18 protein-coding genes are annotated in these 18,460 nt (G+C 72.2%); 12 read left to right on the top strand and 6 right to left on the bottom strand.

Annotated elements, in window-relative coordinates; genetic code table 11:
- The first annotated feature begins 6 nt into the window (after positions 1 to 6).
- The 5 genes from ACZ597_RS27965 (at position 7) to ACZ597_RS27945 (ending at position 3,761) form a co-directional block, all read left to right on the top strand.
- The gene (locus ACZ597_RS27965) at positions 7 to 1,044 is read left to right on the top strand and encodes a PhoH family protein (protein WP_385770075.1); all 1,038 of its coding nucleotides are present in this window, start codon (positions 7 to 9) and stop codon (positions 1,042 to 1,044) included.
- A gap of 13 nt (positions 1,045 to 1,057) precedes the next feature.
- The gene (ybeY, locus tag ACZ597_RS27960) at positions 1,058 to 1,555 is read left to right on the top strand and encodes an rRNA maturation RNase YbeY (RefSeq protein WP_471335514.1); all 498 of its coding nucleotides are present in this window, start codon (positions 1,058 to 1,060) and stop codon (positions 1,553 to 1,555) included.
- Positions 1,552 to 2,859 (top strand): hemolysin family protein, encoded by a 1,308-nt coding sequence (locus ACZ597_RS27955; protein ID WP_471335511.1) that lies wholly within the window; start codon positions 1,552 to 1,554, stop codon positions 2,857 to 2,859. The genes ybeY and ACZ597_RS27955 overlap by 4 nt, the downstream gene beginning before the upstream one ends.
- Positions 2,856 to 3,209, top strand: a complete 354-nt coding sequence (locus ACZ597_RS27950; RefSeq protein ID WP_471335508.1) for an MmcQ/YjbR family DNA-binding protein — start codon at positions 2,856 to 2,858, stop codon at positions 3,207 to 3,209. The genes ACZ597_RS27955 and ACZ597_RS27950 overlap by 4 nt, the downstream gene beginning before the upstream one ends.
- A 174-nt stretch (positions 3,210 to 3,383) precedes the next feature.
- Positions 3,384 to 3,761, top strand: a complete 378-nt coding sequence (locus ACZ597_RS27945; RefSeq protein ID WP_471335505.1) for a cytidine deaminase — start codon at positions 3,384 to 3,386, stop codon at positions 3,759 to 3,761.
- Positions 3,762 to 3,868: 107 nt separating this feature from the next.
- On the opposite strand, the gene ACZ597_RS27940 is transcribed toward ACZ597_RS27945, so the two are convergent.
- On the bottom strand, positions 3,869 to 5,170 hold the full coding sequence (locus tag ACZ597_RS27940; RefSeq protein ID WP_471335502.1) for an MFS transporter: 1,302 nt from the start codon (positions 5,168 to 5,170) through the stop codon (positions 3,869 to 3,871).
- Between the two features lie 50 nt (positions 5,171 to 5,220).
- On the opposite strand from ACZ597_RS27940, the gene ACZ597_RS27935 reads away from it, so the two are divergent.
- The 3 genes from ACZ597_RS27935 to era all read left to right on the top strand — a co-directional run bounded on the left by ACZ597_RS27935 (position 5,221) and on the right by era (position 8,625).
- The gene (locus ACZ597_RS27935; protein WP_471335499.1) at positions 5,221 to 6,264 is read left to right on the top strand and encodes a GlxA family transcriptional regulator; all 1,044 of its coding nucleotides are present in this window, start codon (positions 5,221 to 5,223) and stop codon (positions 6,262 to 6,264) included.
- Between the two features lie 52 nt (positions 6,265 to 6,316).
- Entirely contained in the window at positions 6,317 to 7,351 is a 1,035-nt protein-coding gene (locus ACZ597_RS27930) for a beta-xylosidase (protein ID WP_471335496.1), read from the top strand.
- 323 nt (positions 7,352 to 7,674) lie between these two features.
- Positions 7,675 to 8,625 carry a GTPase Era gene (gene era / locus ACZ597_RS27925; protein ID WP_427711886.1) on the top strand — a complete coding sequence of 317 codons (951 nt, stop codon included), beginning with the start codon at positions 7,675 to 7,677 and terminating at the stop codon, positions 8,623 to 8,625.
- On the opposite strand, the gene ACZ597_RS27920 is transcribed toward era, so the two are convergent.
- The 4 genes from ACZ597_RS27920 to ACZ597_RS27905 form a co-directional block, all read right to left on the bottom strand.
- Positions 8,622 to 9,302 carry a class I SAM-dependent methyltransferase gene (locus tag ACZ597_RS27920; protein WP_471335493.1) on the bottom strand — a complete coding sequence of 227 codons (681 nt, stop codon included), beginning with the start codon at positions 9,300 to 9,302 and terminating at the stop codon, positions 8,622 to 8,624. The genes era and ACZ597_RS27920 overlap by 4 nt on opposite strands.
- Positions 9,303 to 9,427: 125 nt before the next feature.
- Entirely contained in the window at positions 9,428 to 10,237 is an 810-nt protein-coding gene (locus tag ACZ597_RS27915; protein ID WP_471335490.1) for a GNAT family N-acetyltransferase, read from the bottom strand.
- A gap of 43 nt (positions 10,238 to 10,280) precedes the next feature.
- Positions 10,281 to 10,553 carry a protealysin inhibitor emfourin gene (locus ACZ597_RS27910; protein ID WP_125816462.1) on the bottom strand — a complete coding sequence of 91 codons (273 nt, stop codon included), beginning with the start codon at positions 10,551 to 10,553 and terminating at the stop codon, positions 10,281 to 10,283.
- A 28-nt stretch (positions 10,554 to 10,581) separates the two neighbouring features.
- Positions 10,582 to 11,658: a M4 family metallopeptidase gene (locus tag ACZ597_RS27905; protein ID WP_471335487.1), complete on the bottom strand. Its 1,077-nt coding sequence runs from the start codon at positions 11,656 to 11,658 to the stop codon at positions 10,582 to 10,584.
- A gap of 366 nt (positions 11,659 to 12,024) precedes the next feature.
- On the opposite strand from ACZ597_RS27905, the gene leuA reads away from it, so the two are divergent.
- On the top strand, positions 12,025 to 13,788 hold the full coding sequence (gene leuA / locus ACZ597_RS27900) for a 2-isopropylmalate synthase (RefSeq protein WP_471335484.1): 1,764 nt from the start codon (positions 12,025 to 12,027) through the stop codon (positions 13,786 to 13,788).
- 63 nt (positions 13,789 to 13,851) lie between these two features.
- Here leuA and ACZ597_RS27895 read toward each other — a convergent pair whose 3' ends face one another.
- Positions 13,852 to 14,610 carry an SDR family NAD(P)-dependent oxidoreductase gene (locus ACZ597_RS27895; protein WP_471335481.1) on the bottom strand — a complete coding sequence of 253 codons (759 nt, stop codon included), beginning with the start codon at positions 14,608 to 14,610 and terminating at the stop codon, positions 13,852 to 13,854.
- A 160-nt stretch (positions 14,611 to 14,770) separates the two neighbouring features.
- Here ACZ597_RS27895 and ACZ597_RS27890 point away from each other — a divergent pair, with 160 nt between their 5' ends.
- From ACZ597_RS27890 to recO, 3 genes are all read left to right on the top strand, one after another.
- Positions 14,771 to 15,466, top strand: a complete 696-nt coding sequence (locus ACZ597_RS27890; RefSeq protein ID WP_470972264.1) for a TerB family tellurite resistance protein — start codon at positions 14,771 to 14,773, stop codon at positions 15,464 to 15,466.
- A 551-nt stretch (positions 15,467 to 16,017) separates the two neighbouring features.
- On the top strand, positions 16,018 to 17,628 hold the full coding sequence (locus ACZ597_RS27885; RefSeq protein ID WP_471335478.1) for a nucleobase:cation symporter-2 family protein: 1,611 nt from the start codon (positions 16,018 to 16,020) through the stop codon (positions 17,626 to 17,628).
- Between the two features lie 84 nt (positions 17,629 to 17,712).
- Positions 17,713 to 18,459: a DNA repair protein RecO gene (gene recO / locus ACZ597_RS27880; RefSeq protein ID WP_385771248.1), complete on the top strand. Its 747-nt coding sequence runs from the start codon at positions 17,713 to 17,715 to the stop codon at positions 18,457 to 18,459.
- Position 18,460: the final 1 nt, after the last annotated feature.

Genomic DNA, 18,460 nt, shown 5'->3' with positions numbered 1-18,460 from the left:
CGGCCCATGACTCAGACACCGACAGCCCACACCCCGGCGCCGGGCCAGGCGCGAGCCCACTTCACGGTCCCGGCGACGCACCCGATGGTGACCGTGCTCGGCTCGGGCGACGCCCTGCTGCGCGTGATCGAAAAGGCTTTCCCGAAGGCCGACATCCATGTTCGGGGCAATCAGGTCAGCGCGATCGGAGCGGCGGCGGAAGTCGCCCTGATCCAGCGCCTGTTCGACGAGATGATGCTGGTGCTCCGCACCGGGCAGCCGATGACGGAGGACGCAGTGGAACGCTCGATCGCCATGCTCAAGGCGAACGGGAGCGGCGGCGGTGACACGGAGACCCCGGCCGAGGTGCTCACCCAGAACATCCTCTCCAGCCGCGGCCGCACCATCCGCCCCAAGACCCTCAACCAGAAGCGGTACGTCGACGCGATCGACAAGAACACGATCGTCTTCGGCATCGGCCCCGCCGGTACCGGCAAGACCTACCTCGCCATGGCGAAGGCGGTCCAGGCGCTGCAGTCCAAGCAGGTCAGCCGGATCATCCTGACCCGCCCGGCCGTCGAGGCGGGGGAGCGGCTCGGCTTCCTGCCGGGCACGCTCTTCGACAAGATCGACCCGTACCTGCGGCCGCTCTACGACGCCCTGCACGACATGATCGACCCGGATTCCATCCCCCGGCTCATGGCCGCCGGCACCATCGAGGTGGCGCCCCTGGCCTACATGAGGGGTCGCACCCTCAATGACGCCTTCGTCGTCCTGGACGAGGCGCAGAACACCACCGTCGAGCAGATGAAGATGTTCCTGACGAGGCTCGGCTTCGACTCGAAGATCGTCGTCACCGGTGACGTCACCCAGGTCGACCTCCCGGGCGGCGCCAAGAGCGGTCTGCGCCAGGTCCAGGAGATCCTCGACGGGGTGCCGGACATCCACTTCTCGCGGCTCACGTCCGAGGATGTCGTCCGGCACAAGCTGGTCGGCCGTATCGTCGACGCGTACGCCAAGTACGACGATGCCCACCCGGCCCCGAACGGCCACCAGCGGAAGTAGAACCCAGCGCACCATGTCGATCGACGTCAACAACGAGTCCGGAACCGAGGTCGACGAGCAGGCGATCCTCGACATCGCCCGCTACGCGCTCACCCGGATGAGGATCCACCCGCTGTCCGAGCTCTCCGTCATCGTCATCGACGAGGACGCCATGGAGCAGCTCCACATCCAGTGGATGGACCTCCCCGGACCGACCGACGTCATGTCCTTCCCGATGGACGAGCTCCGTCCGCCGGCGAAGGACGACGAGGAGCCCCCGCAGGGGCTCCTCGGCGACATCGTGCTCTGCCCCGAGGTGGCCAAGAAGCAGGGCGACGAGGCGCCGACGCGGCACTCCATGGACGAGGAGCTCCAGCTCCTGACCGTCCACGGGGTGCTGCACCTGCTCGGGTACGACCACGAGGAGCCGGACGAGAAGGCCGAGATGTTCGGCCTCCAGGCGGCCATCGTCGACGGCTGGCGCTCCGAGCGCGGCATGACCGGTCCTTCCCCGGCCCCGACCGTCTCGTGACCGGCGCCCCCCAGCTGATCACCGGGGCGGTCCTGCTGGTCGTGGTGGCCTGGTTCGCGGCGTGCGCCGAGTCCGGGATCGCCCGCGTCTCCAGCTTCCGCGCCGAGCAGGCCGTACGGGAAGGCCGGCGCGGCAGCGCGAAGCTCGCCCAGGTCGCCGCCGATCCCACCCGCTACGTCAACGTGGCCCTGCTGGTGCGGGTGATCTGCGAGATGGCGGCGGGCGTGCTCGTCACGTACGTCTGCCTCGCCGAGTTCGGGGAGAACTGGACGGCGCTGCTCGTCGCCATCGGTGTGATGGTGCTGGTGTCCTTCGTGGCGGTGGGCGTGTCCCCCCGCACGATCGGCCGCCAGCACCCGCTGAACACCGCGACGGCGGCCGCGTACGTCCTCGTACCGCTGGCGCGCGTGATGGGGCCGATCCCGCAGCTGCTGATCCTGATCGGCAACGCGCTCACCCCCGGGAAGGGGTTCCGCAAGGGGCCCTTCGCCTCCGAGGCCGAGCTGCGGGCGATGGTGGACCTCGCGGAGAAGGAATCGCTGATCGAGGACGACGAGCGCCGGATGGTGCACCAGGTCTTCGAGCTGGGGGACACCCTGGTGCGCGAGGTGATGGTGCCGCGTACGGACCTGGTCTGCATCGAGCGCTACAAGACGATCCGGCAGGCGACGACGCTCGCGCTGCGGTCCGGCTTCTCGCGGATCCCGGTCACCGGGGAGAACGAGGACGACATCGTCGGGATGGTGTACCTGAAGGACCTCGTCCGCAGGACGCACATCAACCGGGAGGCGGAGGCCGACCTGGTCTCGACGGTGATGCGGCCGGCGGTCTTCGTGCCCGACACCAAGAACGCCGGCGACCTGCTGCGCGAGATGCAGTCGGTGCGCAACCACGTGGCCGTCGTCATCGACGAGTACGGCGGCACGGCCGGCATCGTCACCATCGAGGACATCCTGGAGGAGATCGTCGGCGAGATCACCGACGAGTACGACCGGGAGATCCCGCCCGTGGAGGAGCTGGGGCAGGACTGCTACCGGGTCACCGCGCGCCTCGACATCACCGACCTCGGCGAGCTGTTCGGGGTGGAGGCCTTCGACGACGAGGACGTGGAGACGGTCGGCGGGCTGCTGGCCAAGGCGCTGGGCCGGGTGCCGATCGCGGGCGCCTCGGCGGTGGTGGAGCTGCCGGACGGGCGTCCGCTGCGGCTGACGGCCGAGTCCCCGGCGGGACGCCGGAACAAGATCGTGACGGTGCTGGTGGAGCCGGTCGCCGCGGCGGCGGCCGAAGGGGAGGAGGGGGAATGACCCCCGCGGAGCTGCGCGCGTTCTGCCTGGGCTTCAACGCGGCGGTGGAGGAGTTCCCCTTCACCCCGGAGACCTCGGTGTTCAAGGTGCTGGGGAAGGTGTTCGCCCTGTCGGCGCTGGACGCCGAGCCGCTGAAGGTCAACCTCAAGTGCGAGCCGGAGGCGGCCGTGCGGCTGCGGGCCGAGCACCCGGCGGTCGTGCCGGGCTGGCACATGAACAAGCGGCACTGGAACACCGTGACGGTGGGCGGCCTGCCGGACGCGATGGTGCGGGAGCTGGTCGAGGACTCGTACGACCTGGTCGTGGCGGGGATGCCGAGGGCGGAGCGGCTGAAGCTCGACCGGCCGTGACGAGCGACCCTGGGGATTAAGGTCCAAGGTCATATGTGGGCGGGACCTTTGGATCACAGGATGCTCCTGCTGCTCGCTTAGGTTTGTCCTGCTCCACGGGGGAACGGCGGGGGGCGGGGAGCGCCGGGGGCGCCCTCGGCGGGGTCGTTGCACGGCCTCGCCGGGGCGCTCCCTATGCTTTCGCCTATGAGCGAGAGCACCGAGGGCAACGGGATCGACCCCGAGGACACCAAGATCATCACCCTGGCGCGCAGCGCCCGGGCCCGCAACGGAGTCCCGGAAGGGGCTGCCGTACGGGACGAGACCGGCCGGACCTACGTCGCGGGCACCGTGGAGCTCGACTCCCTCAGGCTGAGCGCCCTCCAGACGGCCGTCGCCATGGCCGTCGCCAGCGGCGCGAACTCCCTGGAGGCCGCCGCCGTCGTCAGCGCGGCCGACGCCCCCGCCGACGCCGACCGCGCCGCGGTCCGCGACCTGGGCGGCCCCGACACCCCGGTGCTGCTCGCCGCGCCCGACGGCACCCTGAAGTCCACCACCCCCGCCGGAGCCTGAGCCGCGGCCGGGCGGGGTCCGGGGGCTCAGCCCCCGGACCCCCGCAGCCACCCTCCCGGCCCCCGCCCGGCCGCGGACCCGGGATCGAAGGCCCGCCGCCGTGACGCTCAGGCGGCCTCCGCCGTCCGGCGGCGGATGACCATCGCCATCAGCGCCGCCACCGCGCACAGCCCGCCCGCCGTGTACCAGACCAGGTCGTACGAGCCGAGGGCGTCGCGGGCCACGCCGCCGAGGAAGGCCACCAGTGCCGCGCCCACCTGGTGCGAGGCCAGGACCCAGCCGAAGACGACGGCGCCGTCCTGCCCGTAGTGCTCGCGGCACAGGGCGATGGTCGGCGGGACGGTGGCGACCCAGTCCAGGCCGTAGAAGACGATGAAGAACACCATCGGCGGGTGCACGCTCGGCGCCAGCAGCATCGGCAGGAACATCAGGGACACCCCGCGCAGGGCGTAGTACACGGCGAGCAGCCGGCGCGCCTCGAAGCGGTCGGTGAACCAGCCGGAGGCGATGGTGCCGAGCACGTCGAACACGCCGACCACCGCGAGCAGTCCGGCGGCCGCCGTCACCGGCATGCCGTGGTCGTGGGCGGCCGGGGTGAAGTGGGTGCGCACCAGCCCGTTGGTCGAGGCCCCGCAGATCGCGAAGGTGCCCGCCAGCAGCCAGAACGGGCCGGTGCGGGCCGCCCGGAAGAGCACGGCCACGGCCCGGCGGGCCGCCCCCGGCGCGGGCGCGGGCTTCGGCTCGTACGCGCCTCCGTACGGGGCGAGGCCCACGTCGGCCGGGTGGTCGCGCAGCAGTAGCCAGACGAAGGGGACGACGGCGAGGGCCGCCAGGGCCACCGTGACCGAGGCCGGGCGCCAGCCGTGGTTCTCCACCAGCCAGGACAGCAGCGGTAGGAAGACCAGCTGCCCGGAGGCGCCGGCCGCGGTCAGGATGCCGGTCACGAGCCCGCGCCGGGCGGTGAACCAGCGGTTGGTCACCGTCGCCGCGAAGGCCATCGCCATCGAGCCGCTGCCCAGGCCGACCAGCACGCCCCAGAGCAGCACCAGCTGCCAGGCGGCCGTCATCCACACCGTGGCCAGCGAGCCGCCCGCGATCACCGTCAGGGCCACCGCGACGACCTTGCGGATGCCGAAGCGGTCCATCAGCGCGGCGGCGAAGGGCGCGGTGAGCCCGTAGAGGGCCAGGTTGACGGAGACCGCGAAGCCGATCGTGCCGCGGGACCAGTCGAACTCCGCGTGCAACGGCTCGATGAGCAGTCCGGGGAGGGAGGCGAAGGCGGCCGCGCCGATGATCGTCACGAAGGACACGGCGGCGGCGAACCAGGCCCGGTGGATGCGGCCGGGCTCGCGCGGCGCCCGCGGGGCGGTGGTGGGGGCGGTGGGGGTGCTGGGGGCTGTCTGCGTCACGTCCACAGCTTCCGGGCCGCGTGCCACCGTACGACAGTGGCCTGACTGTCATGCTCCGATACGATCGGGCCATGGTCGCCGTGGAGAAGCCGCACCGTGTCGTCGTCCTCGCCCTCGCCGGGCTGCTGCCCTTCGAACTCGGCATCCCGCACCGGATCTTCGGCCGGGCCAAGGATCCCGCCGGGCGGCACCTCTACGAGATCCTCACCTGCGGGCTCGCCCCGGGCCCGGTGAGCACCGACGCCGACTTCGCGGTGTACGTCGAGCACGGCCCGGAGCTGCTCGCGACGGCCGACACCGTGGTGGTGCCCGCCTCGCGCGAGCTGGGCCCGGTCCACGCCGAGGGCCGGCTGGCCGACGGGCTGGCGGCGGCCCTCGCCCACGTCCGGCCGGGCACCCGGATGGTGTCCATCTGCACGGGCGGCTACGTGCTGGCCGCCGCCGGGTACCTGGACGGCCGCCCGGCCACCACCCACTGGGCCCACGCCGAGCACTTCCAGCGGATGTTCCCGGCCGTACGGGTCGACGCCGACGTGCTCTACACCGACGACGGGGACGTGCTGACCTCCGCCGGGGTCGCCGCCGGCATCGACCTGTGCCTGCACATCGTGCGCCGCGACCACGGCGCGGCCGTCGCCAACGACACCGCCCGGACGACGGTGGTACCGCCCCACCGCGAGGGCGGGCAGGCCCAGTTCGTCCAGCGGCCCGTGCCCGAGCCGCAGCAGGCCAGCACCACGGCCGCGCGGGCCTGGGTGCTGGACCGGCTGCACGAGCCCGTGCGGCTGAGCGACCTCGCCCGGCAGGAGTCCATGTCGGTACGGACCTTCACGCGCCGGTTCCGCGAGGAGTGCGGGGTGAGCCCGGGGGAGTGGATCACCGGGCAGCGGGTGGAGCGGGCCCGGCAGCTGCTGGAGCGGACGGAGCTGCCGGTCGAGGCGGTGGCGCGGGACGCGGGCTTCGGGACGGCGCAGTCACTGCGCAAGCACGTGCAGGCGGCGCTGGGGGTCAGCCCGACGGCTTACCGGCGCACCTTCCGCAGGACCACGCCATCTTCTGATGGCCCATCAGTCGGTGCGGGGTCCGGGCATTGACTTCTCCCGCCGCCCGCTCGTGAATGGCCCCTGTCGGGGAGGGGGCGGGCAGGTGCGGACACGCGCGCGCAGCAGGAGATGGCCGGCGGCCGTCGGCACGGCGGTGCTCGCGGCGGCCGCGCTGGGCACACCGGCGGCGGCCGAGGACGGGGCGCCCCGCCCGCAGCGGTGCCCGTCGCCCGCCGGAGCGGCCGCCGCCGGACTGTCCGTCTCCGATGCGGCGCCGAGGGTCGGTGACACGGTCACCGTGACGTACCGGGAGACCCCGCTCGGGAAGGTGCTGCTCGGCGGGGCGCAGAGCGGCGAGGTAGCGGTGGACGGCACCTTCACCGTCACCGCGCCCGGCGAGATCACCCTCACGGCGGAGGGCGGGGCGTGCGCGCTCACCGCCGCCCCGCTGCCCGTCATGAACCTGCGCCGCCTCACCCTCGCCGCGGCCGGCGGAAAGCCCGGCGCCCGGGTCCGCGTCACCGCGGCGGGCTTCACCCCCGGCGCGGCCGTGACCGTGGAGGGCCGCGCGGGCACCGCCCGGACGGCCGACAGGGCGGCGGCCACGGCGGACGGGCGCGGGGCGCTCACCGTGGAGCTGCCCGTCAGGGACCGGGCCACGACGGGCGTGGTGGCGTACGAGGGCCCCGCCTGGTCGGCGCCACGGGGCTCGGGCCCGGCACCGTACGCGGTCTCCGCCCCCGATCCGGGCACGCTGACGATGACCCAGGCGGGGGCCGCGGTGACCCTGGGGGCGGTCGCCTACGGGGGCGGTGGCGCGGCCCCCGGGAGGATCGGCACGGTCACCGTCAAGGACACCCGGAGCGGGGGCGGGGGGTGGAAGCTGACGGGGAAGCTCACCGGGTTCACGGGCCGGGACGCGGCCGGCGCCCCGGGGGCCGTGCTGTCCTGGACCCCGTCCTGCCGGGGTGGCTGCACGCCGGGCGGCGCGGCGGAGGTGGGCCCGGAGGGGGCCGTCCTGGCCACCGGGTCGGCCGGCACCTCCACCGTCGACGCCGCGCTGACGCTCACGCTCCCCGCGTACACCCCGCCGGGCGCGTACCGGGCGGTCCTCACCCTGACGCTGCACCCTGTTTGACGCGCCGCTCGCGCGGCTCGGCCGCGGGCGGCCTCCCCGTCTTCGCGCCGCTGCGCCGGCCTCCGGCCGTCGGGTGCGGGGCGGGGCCGGTCTTCGTGGCTGCCGGTTGGCCGTGTGCGGGTGGTGTGCCGCCGCGCGGGGCGGCGAGAGGAACCGTCCGGGTCGGGCGGCCCGCCGGCGGGGACCGGCCCCCGGGGCTCGGGGCCGGGGCTTCGGCCCCAGGACCGCGCAGCCCCCGGCAGGGGCGGGGCGCGCCGTGCAGCGGGCGGCTTTCGGGGGCTCCGGCGGGAGCCTGGTCGGCGCGGGGGGCCGCATCGGGGAGAATGGCCCGTATGAGCGATCGTTCCCCCGAGCCCACCGCCCCGCACCGCGCGGGCTTCGCCTGCTTCGTCGGCCGCCCCAACGCGGGCAAGTCGACCCTGACCAACGCGCTCGTGGGCACCAAGGTCGCGATCACCTCCAACCGGCCGCAGACCACCCGCCACACCGTCCGCGGCATCGTGCACCGTCCGGACGCGCAGCTGGTGCTGGTCGACACCCCGGGTCTGCACAAGCCCCGCACGCTGCTCGGCGAGCGCCTCAACGACGTCGTGCGCACCACCTGGGCCGAGGTCGACGTCATCGGCTTCTGCCTGCCCGCCGACCAGAAGCTCGGCCCCGGCGACAAGTTCATCGCCAAGGAGCTCGCGGGGATCAAGAAGACCCCCAAGATCGCCATCATCACCAAGACTGACCTGGTCGAGTCCAAGCAGGTGGGCGAGCAGCTCATCGCCGTTCACCGGCTGGCCGAGGAGCTCGGTTTCGAGTGGGCCGAGATCGTCCCCGTCTCGGCGGTCGGCGACACCCAGGTGCAGCTGCTGGCCGACCTGATCGCGCCCCTGCTGCCCGAGAGCCCCCCGCTGTACCCGGAGGGCGACCTCACCGACGAGCCCGAGATGGTGATGGTCGCGGAGCTGATCCGCGAGGCCGCGCTGGAGGGCGTGCGCGACGAGCTCCCGCACTCCATCGCCGTCGTGGTCGAGGAGATGATCCCGCGCGAGAACCGGCCCGCGGACCGGCCGCTGCTGGACATCCACGCCAACGTCTACATCGAGCGCCCCAGCCAGAAGGGCATCATCATCGGCCCGAAGGGCTCGCGCCTGAAGGAGGTCGGCATGAAGTCGCGCAAGCACATCGAGGCGCTGCTCGGCACGCCCGTCTTCCTCGACCTGCACGTGAAGGTCGCCAAGGACTGGCAGCGCGACCCGAAGCAGCTCCGCAAGCTCGGTTTCTAGGCCCAGGCCCACAGGCTCAGCCGCCGCACCTTCAGCGCGTTGTCCTTCCGGGTCCCCGGCCGGCCGTCGGGGGCCGTGAGGGCCTGCTCGTGTTCGGCCGCCAGCAGCACCTCCCAGGCGCCCTCCGGCAGCTCCAGCTCCGCGAGGACCTCGTCCGGGGTCGGGAAGCGGACGTCGGCGTGCGCGTCCGGGTCCCAGGACGGTCCGCCCGCGTGGCCCGCGATCAGCAGGATCCCGCCGGGGGCCACGGCGGAGGCGGCCGTGCGCAGGATCCGCTCGCGCGGGAAGTCCCCGTACGAGTGCAGGAAGCAGGCGGAGACCAGGTCGAACTCCCCCTCGGGGAACGACTCGGCCAGGTCGTGCCGCTGCCAGTCGACGCGGTCGCCGAGCCCCGCCTCGGCGGCGTGCCCGGCCGCCCGCTCCAGGGCCACGCCGGAGATGTCGGTCCCGGTGACCCGCCAGCCCTGCCGGGCCAGCCAGACCGCGTCGGCGCCCTCGCCGCAGCCGAGGTCGAGGGCGCGGCCGGGGGTGAGGGCGGAGGCCTCGCGGACCAGGACCTCGTTGGCCCTGCCGCTCCAGATGCGGTCGCTCTCGCGGTAGCGGGCGTCCCACCAGTCCTCGCTCGCGCCCTCGGGGTGCTGCTCCTGGTGCTGGTGGCCGTGCCGGTGCTGGGACATGGGGACCTCTTCCATGGGAGTCCCCCCAGCGGTAGCTGGGGGAGGGTCTGCCGGTACGGCCGATGCTGCGCCGCGGCCGCGGCCCGGGCAACCTCCGTTGCCGAACCGGCAAAACCCGCCGGGGCTCAGCCCGCCGCCGGCTCCGCGATCAGGGCCGTACCCACCCGCCGGAACCCGGCGCGTGCGTAGATCCGGGCCACGTCCTCGTCCCCGGCCGACAGGAAGACCGTACGGGCGCCCCGGGCGCGGGCCCCGGCGACCAGGGCCGCCGTCACCCCGAGGGCCAGCCCCTGACGCCGGGCGGTGGGCAGGGTGCCGACGCCGACGATCTCGGCGACCTCGCCGACCGGGTTGTACTGGCCGGAGCACAGCACGAGCCCGTCGCGCACGGCGGCGGCCATCGCGGTGCGCCCGTCCGAGAGCATCGCCGACACGCGGGCCCGGCGCTCCTCGGCCCCCGCCTCCGCCAGTGCCGCAGCCAGCTCCGCCGGGCCCGCCGCGCCCGGGGCGGTGCCCGGCTCGCGGAAGGCCAGCGCCGGTACGGTCACGGCGGCCCCCAGCAGCGGGTCCTCGGGGCCGAGCAGCCGGACCTCGGGATGCGGCGGGAGCGGCTCGGCGCCGGCGTCCAGCGCCATCAGCGGATGGGCGTGGACGTGCAGCCCGGCGGCCTCCACCGCGGCCCGCAGCGAGGGGGTGGTTTCGGCCACCCACTCGAAGGACTCGGGCACCTTCAGCTCCCGCTGCCTCTCCAGCACCTCCAGTACGTCGGCGGCGGTCGCGTCGGCGCCGCCGAGCGCGGGCCGCGCGTAGTACTGCCAGCCCTGTCCCTCCTGCACGAACAGGGTCAGCGGCCCGAAGTCCTCGCCCCGCGCACCGCCCCGGCGAGGGACGGCGTCGTAGTACTGCTCCAGGGCAGCCAAGATCTTTTCAGTCATCCGGCCATCCAAGCAGGACCCCCGGGGCAGGGCATCCCCTTTCCTAGGCACCCTCCTTGAGCACCCGGGAGACCAGGCTGCGCTGCGCGTCCGACAGGTGGGGGTCCTGGCAGGACACCGTCCGCCCGTCCACCGTGATCCGGTACGAGAAACCGTCCCGCACCCCGCCCGGGCCCTGGCCGGCCCGGGGGTCCGGCCGCAGCGCCAGCAGGGCGAGCGCCTGCCACTCCTCCTCGTCGGGCCGGCCCGAGGTGTCCACCTCGGCCCGGCGCTCGATCCCCGCGAAACCGCCCGTCCGCACCACTTCGATCCGCATGGTGCCCCTTCTACCGGAGCGGGAGGGCCTAGGCGAGGCCGACGGCCGACCAGGCCTTCTGGAGGGCCTGGTGCTCCGCGCCGCCCTCGCCGTACCGGGCGGCCGCCGCGGCCGTCGACAGCCCGGCGAAGTCCTTGAAGGAGGCCTTCTCGCCCAGCTGCCCGCCGGTCAGCGTGTCGTACCAGATCTGCCCGGCCCGCTCCCAGGCCTTGCCGCCCAGTTCGGTGGCCGCGACGTAGAAGGCGTGGTTGGGGATCCCGGAATTGATGTGGACGCCGCCGTTGTCGCGGGTGGTCACGACGTAGTCGTCCATGGTCGCCGGCTGCGGGTCCTTGCCGAGCTCGTCGTCGTCGTACGCGGTCCCGGGCGCCTTCATGGACCTGAGCGCGACCCCGGTGACGTTCGGTCCCAGCAGCCCGGCGCCGATCAGCCAGTCCGCCTGGTCGGCGGTCTGCCCGAGGGAGTACTGCTTGATCAGCGAGCCGAAGACGTCCGACATGGACTCGTTGAGCGCTCCGGACTGGCCGTGGTAGTCGAGGTTGGCCGTGTACTGGGTGACGCCGTGGGCCAGCTCGTGCCCGATGACGTCCACGGACACCGTGAAGTCGAGGAACAGGTCCCCGTCGCCGTCGCCGAAGACCATCTGCCGGCCGTCCCAGAAGGCGTTGTTGTACTCCTGGCCGTAGTGGACGGTCGCGTCCAGCGGCAGCCCGGAGTCGTCGATGGAGTGCCGTCCGAAGGCCTTGAGGAAGAGTTCGTAGGTCGCCCCGAGCCCGGCGTAGGCGCGGTTGACGGTGGCGTCCTTGACCGGCTCGCCGCCCTCCGCCCGTACCTTCTTACCGGGCAGCCGGGTGCGGTGCTGGGCGTCGTAGATCGTCCGGGCGGGCCCTTCGGCGGGGGCGTCGGCCAGGGACGGGGCGATCCCCCTGAGGGCGTTGACCTGCCGCCGCTCGCGCAGGCCGCTGTCGTGTTCGAGGGTCCGCAGGGCGGCGTCGGCGCGCGCGCTGTCCGCGGACTGGGCGGCCTTGCGGAGCAGGTACGGCGGCACGACGGTGCAGAAGACGGGGTGGTGGGGGGTGTGGCCAGGGGAAAGGAAGGCATCCATGCACGGCAATGTGGCAGTGGGTCATGACGCTGTCACTACCGGCGACCATGATTCATTCGGTTGTCTCAAACCTGACGCGCCGCGTTGACGGATCACCCGGACCTGGGCGCGCGGAAAGAGTCATAGCTCACAAAGGGTGTAAATCGGACACCCGGGTCTTGCATACTGAAACAGGTCCTCGCGATACGGCGCGGCTCGGTTAGGCTCGGCCCATCATGCGTTTCGGGCTGCTTCTCCTTAGCTGCCGCGGCGAGGGTCTGTAGTCGTAGGCCGACCCCCTCCCCGCGGAGTTTGGTGTTGCGGTTTTTACGACCGCCGTCGGCCGTCCCAGCGAACTACACGCGGACACGCGAGGAGCCCAACGCCATGAGCCAGCAGCCTTTTGTCGGTCGCCCCACGCCCATCACGAACGCGACCCACACCCAGAAGACCTCCGGGATGCCCATCCACAAGTACGGCCGGTACGAGCAGGTGGACATCCCCGACCGCACCTGGCCGGACGCCCGCGTCACCAAGGCTCCCCGCTGGCTCTCCACCGACCTGCGCGACGGAAACCAGTCGCTGATCGACCCGATGACCCCCGCCCGCAAGCGCGAGATGTTCGACCTGCTGGTGCGCATGGGCTACAAGGAGATCGAGGTCGGCTTCCCCTCCTCCGGCGAGACCGACTTCGCCTTCGTGCGCTCCATCATCGAAGAGGGCGCGATCCCGGACGACGTCACCATCTCCGTACTGACCCAGGCCCGCGAGGACCTGATCGAGCGGACCGTGGAGTCCCTGGTCGGCGCCAGGCGCGCCACCGTGCACCTGTACAACGCGACCGCCCCGACCTTCCGCCGGGTCGTCTTCCGCGGCTCCAAGGAGCAGATCAAGCAGATCGCCGTCGACGGCACCCGCCTGGTCATGGAGTACGCCGAGAAGCTGCTGGGCCCCGAGACCGTCTTCGGCTACCAGTACAGCCCGGAGATCTTCACCGACACCGAGCTGGACTTCGCCCTGGAGGTCTGCGAGGCCGTCTGCGACGTCTGGCAGCCGGGCGAGGGCCGCGAGATCATCCTGAACCTGCCCGCCACCGTGGAGCGCTCGACGCCGTCCACCCACGCGGACCGCTTCGAGTGGATGGCCCGCAACCTGACCCGCCGCGAGCACGTCTGCATCTCCGTGCACCCGCACAACGACCGCGGCACCGCCGTCGCCGCCGCCGAGCTGGCGCTGATGGCCGGCGCCGACCGCATCGAAGGCTGCCTGTTCGGGCAGGGCGAGCGCACCGGCAACGTCGACCTGATCACCCTGGGCATGAACCTGTTCTCCCAGGGCATCGACCCGCAGATCGACTTCTCCCAGATCGACGAGATCCGCCGCACCAGCGAGTACTGCAACCAGATGGAGGTCCACCCGCGCCACCCCTACGCGGGCGACCTGGTCTACACCGCCTTCTCCGGCTCCCACCAGGACGCCATCAAGAAGGGCTTCGACGCCATGGAGGCCGACGCCGCCTCCCAGGGCAAGACCGTGGACGACATCGAGTGGGCGGTCCCGTACCTGCCCATCGACCCCAAGGACGTCGGCCGCTCCTACGAGGCGGTCATCCGGGTCAACTCGCAGTCCGGCAAGGGCGGCATCGCGTACGTCCTGAAGAACGACCACAAGCTGGACCTGCCGCGCCGCATGCAGATCGAGTTCTCGCGGATCATCCAGGCCAAGACCGACGCCGAAGGCGGCGAGGTCACGCCGAAGGCGATCTGGGACGTCTTCTCGGACGAGTACCTGCCCAACCCCGAGAACCCGTGGGGGCGCATCCAGCTGCGCTCCGGCTCCACCGCCACCGACAAGGACGGCACGGACACGCTGACCGTCGAGGCGGTCGTGGACGGCGTGGAGACGGTCCTGAACGGCACCGGCAACGGTCCGATCTCGGCCTTCTTCGACGCGCTGGCCGGCATCGGCGTCGACGCCCGCCTGCTGGACTACACCGAGCACACGATGAGCGAGGGCGCCTCCGCCGTGGCCGCCTCGTACATCGAGTGCGCGATCGACGGCCGGGTCCTGTGGGGCATCGGCATCGACGCCAACACCACCCGCGCCTCGCTGAAGGCGGTCATCTCCGCCGTCAACCGCGCGGGCCGCTGACCGCTCGTACGCGAACCCCGTCCCTCCTGCCGGAGGGGCGGGGTTCCGCCGTTCCCGGGCCGCTCAGCGGGCCAGGTAGCCACCGTCCACCGGCAGGACCACCCCGGTCACGAACGAGGCCGCGTCGGAGGCCAGGAAGGCGATGACCCGGGCCACCTCCTCCGGCTCGCCGAGCCGGCCCATCGGGTGGGCCGCCGCGACCTCCGTGAGGTACTCCGGGCCGCCCGGCTCGTCGTCCAGGGCCAGCACCCGCTCCGTCCGGATGGTCCCGGGGGCCACGGCGTTGACGCGGATCCCGCGCGCCGCCCACTCCACCGCCAGGTGCTTGGTCAGCCCCGAGGCCACGAACTTCGCCGGCCCGTACGCGGCCTGGCGGGCCTGCCCGGCCACCCCCGAGATCGAGGACACGCAGACCAGCGCCCCGCCGGCCGGCCGTTGCGCGGTCATCGCCTCGATGGCGTACTTGCAGGTCAGGAACATGCCCCGGCCGTCCACCGCCATGACGTGGTCCCAGTCCTGCGGGGTGGTCTCGCGTACATCCGAAAGAGGGAGCACCCCGGCGTTCGCCACGGCGACGTCGAGCCGCCCGTACGCGGCGACGGCGGCCGCGACCATCGCGTGGTTGGCCTCCGGATCGGACACGTCACCGGTCACGGTCGTGATCCCGTGCCCTTCCCCGGCGAGCAGTGCGCGCAGGGACTCCAGGCCGGGGCCGTTGACGTCGGACGCGGTCACCCGGGCCCCGGAACGGGCCAGCAGCAGGGCCGTGGCCCGGCCGATGCCGCTCGCGGCTCCGGTCACCAGACAGGACTTCTCGTTCATGCCGCCGAGGGTAGGGAAAGCGGGGCTCCGCCGGGGGCGCACTTCGGCCAACTCACGCCCCCGCCCGATGTTGTCTTGTCGCACGACTGACGCAGCCTCACCGATGTGGCTAACATCACGCCAACCCGGCGGTGCCGCCGGATGGTTATGGAGGTGCGACGTGCTGCCAGTTCGGGGTGGGGACGGCCGGAAGCTGACCGTCTGGGGCATCCGCACCACCTGGAGCACCGTGGGAGACGGGGAGTTCTTCTGCCCCGGCTGCGGCGGTGACCGCAACTACCGCCGGCGGACCGGGCGCAGGCGCTTCACGGTGCTCGGCGTGCCGCTGCTGCCGCGCGGCCAGGCCGGGCCGGTCGTCGAGTGCCAGGGCTGCCGGCAGCGCTTCGACACCGACGTGCTGGACCACCTGACCACCACCCGCTTCTCGGCCCTGCTGCGCGACGCCGTGCACACCGTGGCGCTGGCCGTCCTCGCGGCGGGCGGGACCGCCTCGCGCAGCGCCCTGGAGGCCGCCGTGTCGGCCGTACGGGCCGCCGGGTTCCAGGACTGCACCGCGGAGCAGCTGGAGTCCCTCGTGGAGGCCCTGGCCACCGACGAGGGCCGGCTGGGGCTGTACGACGGGCCCGAGTGCTGCGGGGCCGCGTTGTCGATCGAACTCCACGAGGCGCTGGAGCCGCTCGCCCCGCACCTGGCGGGGCCCGGGCGGGAGTCGATCCTGCTCCAGGGCGCGCGGATCGCCCTCGCGGACGGGCCCTACATCCCGGCCGAGCGCGAGGTGCTGGCCACCGTCGGCGCGGCGCTGCGGATGGGCGCGGACGAGGTGGCCGGGCTGCTGTCGGCGGTCCGCGCACCGTAGGGGGAGCGCGTACGAGGGTCCGGGCCCGGCGGATTTCCGCCGGGCCCGGCCGTGTTCCGGGGCGAAATTCCGCAATGCGGAGTTCCGAGAGGTAACGATCCGGCCTCGCGGGCGTGAACCGGCCGGTGGTTTGATCCGTGCAAGGGGGTGGAGTCCCTACTTCCGTACAAGATATCCGCATTTCGGACGGCTGGAATTAGACCCCCTGATTTGCGTGACCGAATACTTGCGAACCCGGAAATGGCCCGTCGGGGCGGGGAACTTCGCACGTGCGCAGCGAGAACGGGCGCTCGGGGCCCGTAGTCCCATACTCCCATGGGTGGGGTGTCCGCCACTGGAGGAACCTCCAGATCGAACGTCCCGGAACGTCGACACTTTGTCGAAGTCGACGATATCTGTGAGCACTTCCACAGGCGTTCAATTCCGGTCACACGACGAGATTCCGCGTGTTCCCACTGACAACCCCGGCGGACCAACGGGTTAACGACCCACTCCGGCCAGGGGATAACCAGATTCCTCTCAGTTACCTACCTTTGAAGGGCAAGGCAGAGATGGCACGTGTCGCCGCCCGGCTTTCCGCCAATGGAGAGCAGAGCACGCACCCGGTCGACGAGGTGCTCCCCCTCCCCAAGCTCGCGCTGTACGGCTTCCAGCACGTACTCGCCTTCTACGCCGGCGCGGTGATCGTCCCGATCATCGTGGGCAGCGCACTCAAGCTGAGCCCTGAACAGCTGGTCTACCTGATCAACGCGGACCTCTTCACCTGCGGTATCGCCTCGATCATCCAGGCATGGGGCATCGGCCGGATAGGGGCCAGGCTGCCGCTGATCCAGGGCGTGACCTTCACCGCGGTGTCCCCGATGATCGCCATCGGCCTCGGCGCCGGCGGCGGCACCGCCGCGCTGCTGGTCATCTACGGCGCGGTCATCACCGCCGGTATCGCCACCTTCGCCTTCGCCTGGCTGCCCGCCAACGCCTTCCGGGCGGTCATGCGGCTCTTCCCGCCGGTGGTCACCGGCACCGTGATCACGGTGCTCGGCATCGTCCTGATCCCGGTCGGCCTCAACGACGCGGCCGGCGGCCTCGGCAGCCCGGACTTCGGCGACCCGAAGAACTTCGCCTACGCCGCCGGAACGATGCTCTTCATCCTCGTCCTGATGAAGCTCGGCAGGCCGTTCCTCTCCAGCATCGCCATCCTCCTCGGCCTGGTCGTCGGCACCGCTGTCGCGTTCCTCCTCGGAGACGCGAAGTTCGGCGACGTCGGCAACGCCGGCTGGATCGGCGTCAGCACCCCCTTCCACTTCGGCGTTCCGAAGTTCGAGTGGTTCCCGATCGTCCTGATGCTGATCGTCATGCTGATCACCATGGTCGAGACGACCGGCGACACCTACGCGGTCGGCGACATCGTCGGCAAGGAGGTCGACAGCGAGACCGTCGCCCGCGCCCTGCGCGCCGACGGCGCCGCGACCGCCCTCGGCGGCATCCTGAACTCCTTCCCTTACGTCGCCTTCGCCGAGAACGTCGGCCTGGTGCGGATGACCAAGGTCAAGAGCCGCTTCGTGGTCGTCGCCGCGGGTGTCTTCATGATCATCCTTGGTCTGCTGCCCAAGGCCGCCGCGATCGTCGCCGCCGTCCCGCACGGAGTCCTCGGCGGCGCCGCTACCGTCATGTTCGCCATGGTCGCCCTGGCCGGTATCCAGACCCTGGCCAAGGTGGACCTCAAGGAGGAGAAGAACGCGCTGGTCGTCGGCGTCTCCCTCGCCTTGGCCCTGCTCCCGGCCACCGTCCCGGTCCTCTTCTCCCAGCACATGGACCCGGACCTGTCCTCGCTCCTCAACAGCGGTGTCACCCTCGGTGCCACGGCCGCCATCGTCCTCAACCTGATCTTCAACGGCCTGGCCAAGGACGACGCCCAGACCGCCGCGAAGGTCCCCGTCGCGGTCCCCGCCGAGGCCGCTGCCGAGGTCTCCGCGGAGGTCTCCGCCGAGCCGGTGGCCGGGGCCAAGACCGAGGTCGAGCTGCCCGCCCAGCCCGTGGCGGCCCCGGCCGGCGCGGAGAAGGCCTCCTCGGAGAAGGCCTCCTCGGAGAAGGCCTCCTCGGAGAAGGCCTCCTCGGAGAAGGCGGCCGAGAAGGCCGACGAAGCGGGTGCACCCGCCTCCTGAACCCTCCCAAGGGGTGCCGACCCCCGTCCGGACGCCGGTCCGGACGGGGGTCGGCGCTGTCCGCGCTCAGGGGACAATGGGGCCATGAGTCTGTTCCGCGACGACGGCATCGTGCTGCGCACCCAGAAGCTGGGTGAGGCGGACCGCATCATCACGCTCCTCACCCGCGGCCACGGCCGCGTCCGGGCCGTCGCCCGGGGGGTGCGGCGCACCAAGTCCAAGTTCGGCGCCGGGCTGGAACCTTTCTCCCACGCCGACGTGCAGTTCTTCGCGCGCGGCAGCGAGCTGATCGGCCGCAGCCTGCCGCTGTGCACCCAGACCGAGATCATCGCTCCCTACGGCAACGGCATCGCCACCGACTACGCCCGCTACACCGCCGGCACGGCCATGCTGGAGACCGCCGAGCGCTTCACCGAGAACGAGGGCGAGCCCGCCGTACAGCAGTACCTGCTGCTGGTCGGAGCCCTGCGCACGCTCTCGCGGGGCGAGCACGAGCCGCACCTGATCCTCGACGCCTTCCTGCTGCGCTCCCTCGCCGTCAACGGCTACGCCCCCAGCTTCGAGGACTGCGCGAAGTGCGGGATCCACGGCCCCAACCGGCACTTCTCCGTCGCCGCCGGCGGGGTCATATGCGGGGACTGCCGGGTGCCGGGCTCCGTCGTACCCTCGTCGGAGGCCATCGCCCTGCTCAGCGCCCTGCTGACGGGCGACTGGAAGCACGCGGACGCCTGCGAGGCGCGCCACGCGCGGGAGGGCAGCGGGCTGGTCTCGGCCTATTTGCACTGGCATCTGGAGCGCGGGCTACGCTCCCTCCGATACGTCGAGAAATAGG

It is taken from the genome of Streptomyces sp. NPDC040718 (assembly GCF_055593565.1).
This window is presented reverse-complemented; position numbering and strand designations above follow the sequence as displayed.

Coding starts and splice junctions, on each gene's coding strand:
- leuA (WP_471335484.1), top strand. CDS start 12,025: ATGAGCCAGCAGCCTTTTGTCGGTCGCCCCACGCCCATCACGAACGCG.
- ACZ597_RS27910 (WP_125816462.1), bottom strand. CDS start 10,553: ATGCGGATCGAAGTGGTGCGGACGGGCGGTTTCGCGGGGATCGAGCGC.
- ACZ597_RS27950 (WP_471335508.1), top strand. CDS start 2,856: ATGACCCCCGCGGAGCTGCGCGCGTTCTGCCTGGGCTTCAACGCGGCG.
- ACZ597_RS27965 (WP_385770075.1), top strand. CDS start 7: ATGACTCAGACACCGACAGCCCACACCCCGGCGCCGGGCCAGGCGCGA.
- ybeY (WP_471335514.1), top strand. CDS start 1,058: ATGTCGATCGACGTCAACAACGAGTCCGGAACCGAGGTCGACGAGCAG.
- ACZ597_RS27885 (WP_471335478.1), top strand. CDS start 16,018: ATGGCACGTGTCGCCGCCCGGCTTTCCGCCAATGGAGAGCAGAGCACG.
- ACZ597_RS27915 (WP_471335490.1), bottom strand. CDS start 10,237: ATGACTGAAAAGATCTTGGCTGCCCTGGAGCAGTACTACGACGCCGTC.
- ACZ597_RS27935 (WP_471335499.1), top strand. CDS start 5,221: ATGCTCCGATACGATCGGGCCATGGTCGCCGTGGAGAAGCCGCACCGT.
- ACZ597_RS27920 (WP_471335493.1), bottom strand. CDS start 9,302: ATGTCCCAGCACCGGCACGGCCACCAGCACCAGGAGCAGCACCCCGAG.
- recO (WP_385771248.1), top strand. CDS start 17,713: ATGAGTCTGTTCCGCGACGACGGCATCGTGCTGCGCACCCAGAAGCTG.
- ACZ597_RS27895 (WP_471335481.1), bottom strand. CDS start 14,610: ATGAACGAGAAGTCCTGTCTGGTGACCGGAGCCGCGAGCGGCATCGGC.
- ACZ597_RS27905 (WP_471335487.1), bottom strand. CDS start 11,658: ATGGATGCCTTCCTTTCCCCTGGCCACACCCCCCACCACCCCGTCTTC.
- era (WP_427711886.1), top strand. CDS start 7,675: ATGGCCCGTATGAGCGATCGTTCCCCCGAGCCCACCGCCCCGCACCGC.
- ACZ597_RS27945 (WP_471335505.1), top strand. CDS start 3,384: ATGCTTTCGCCTATGAGCGAGAGCACCGAGGGCAACGGGATCGACCCC.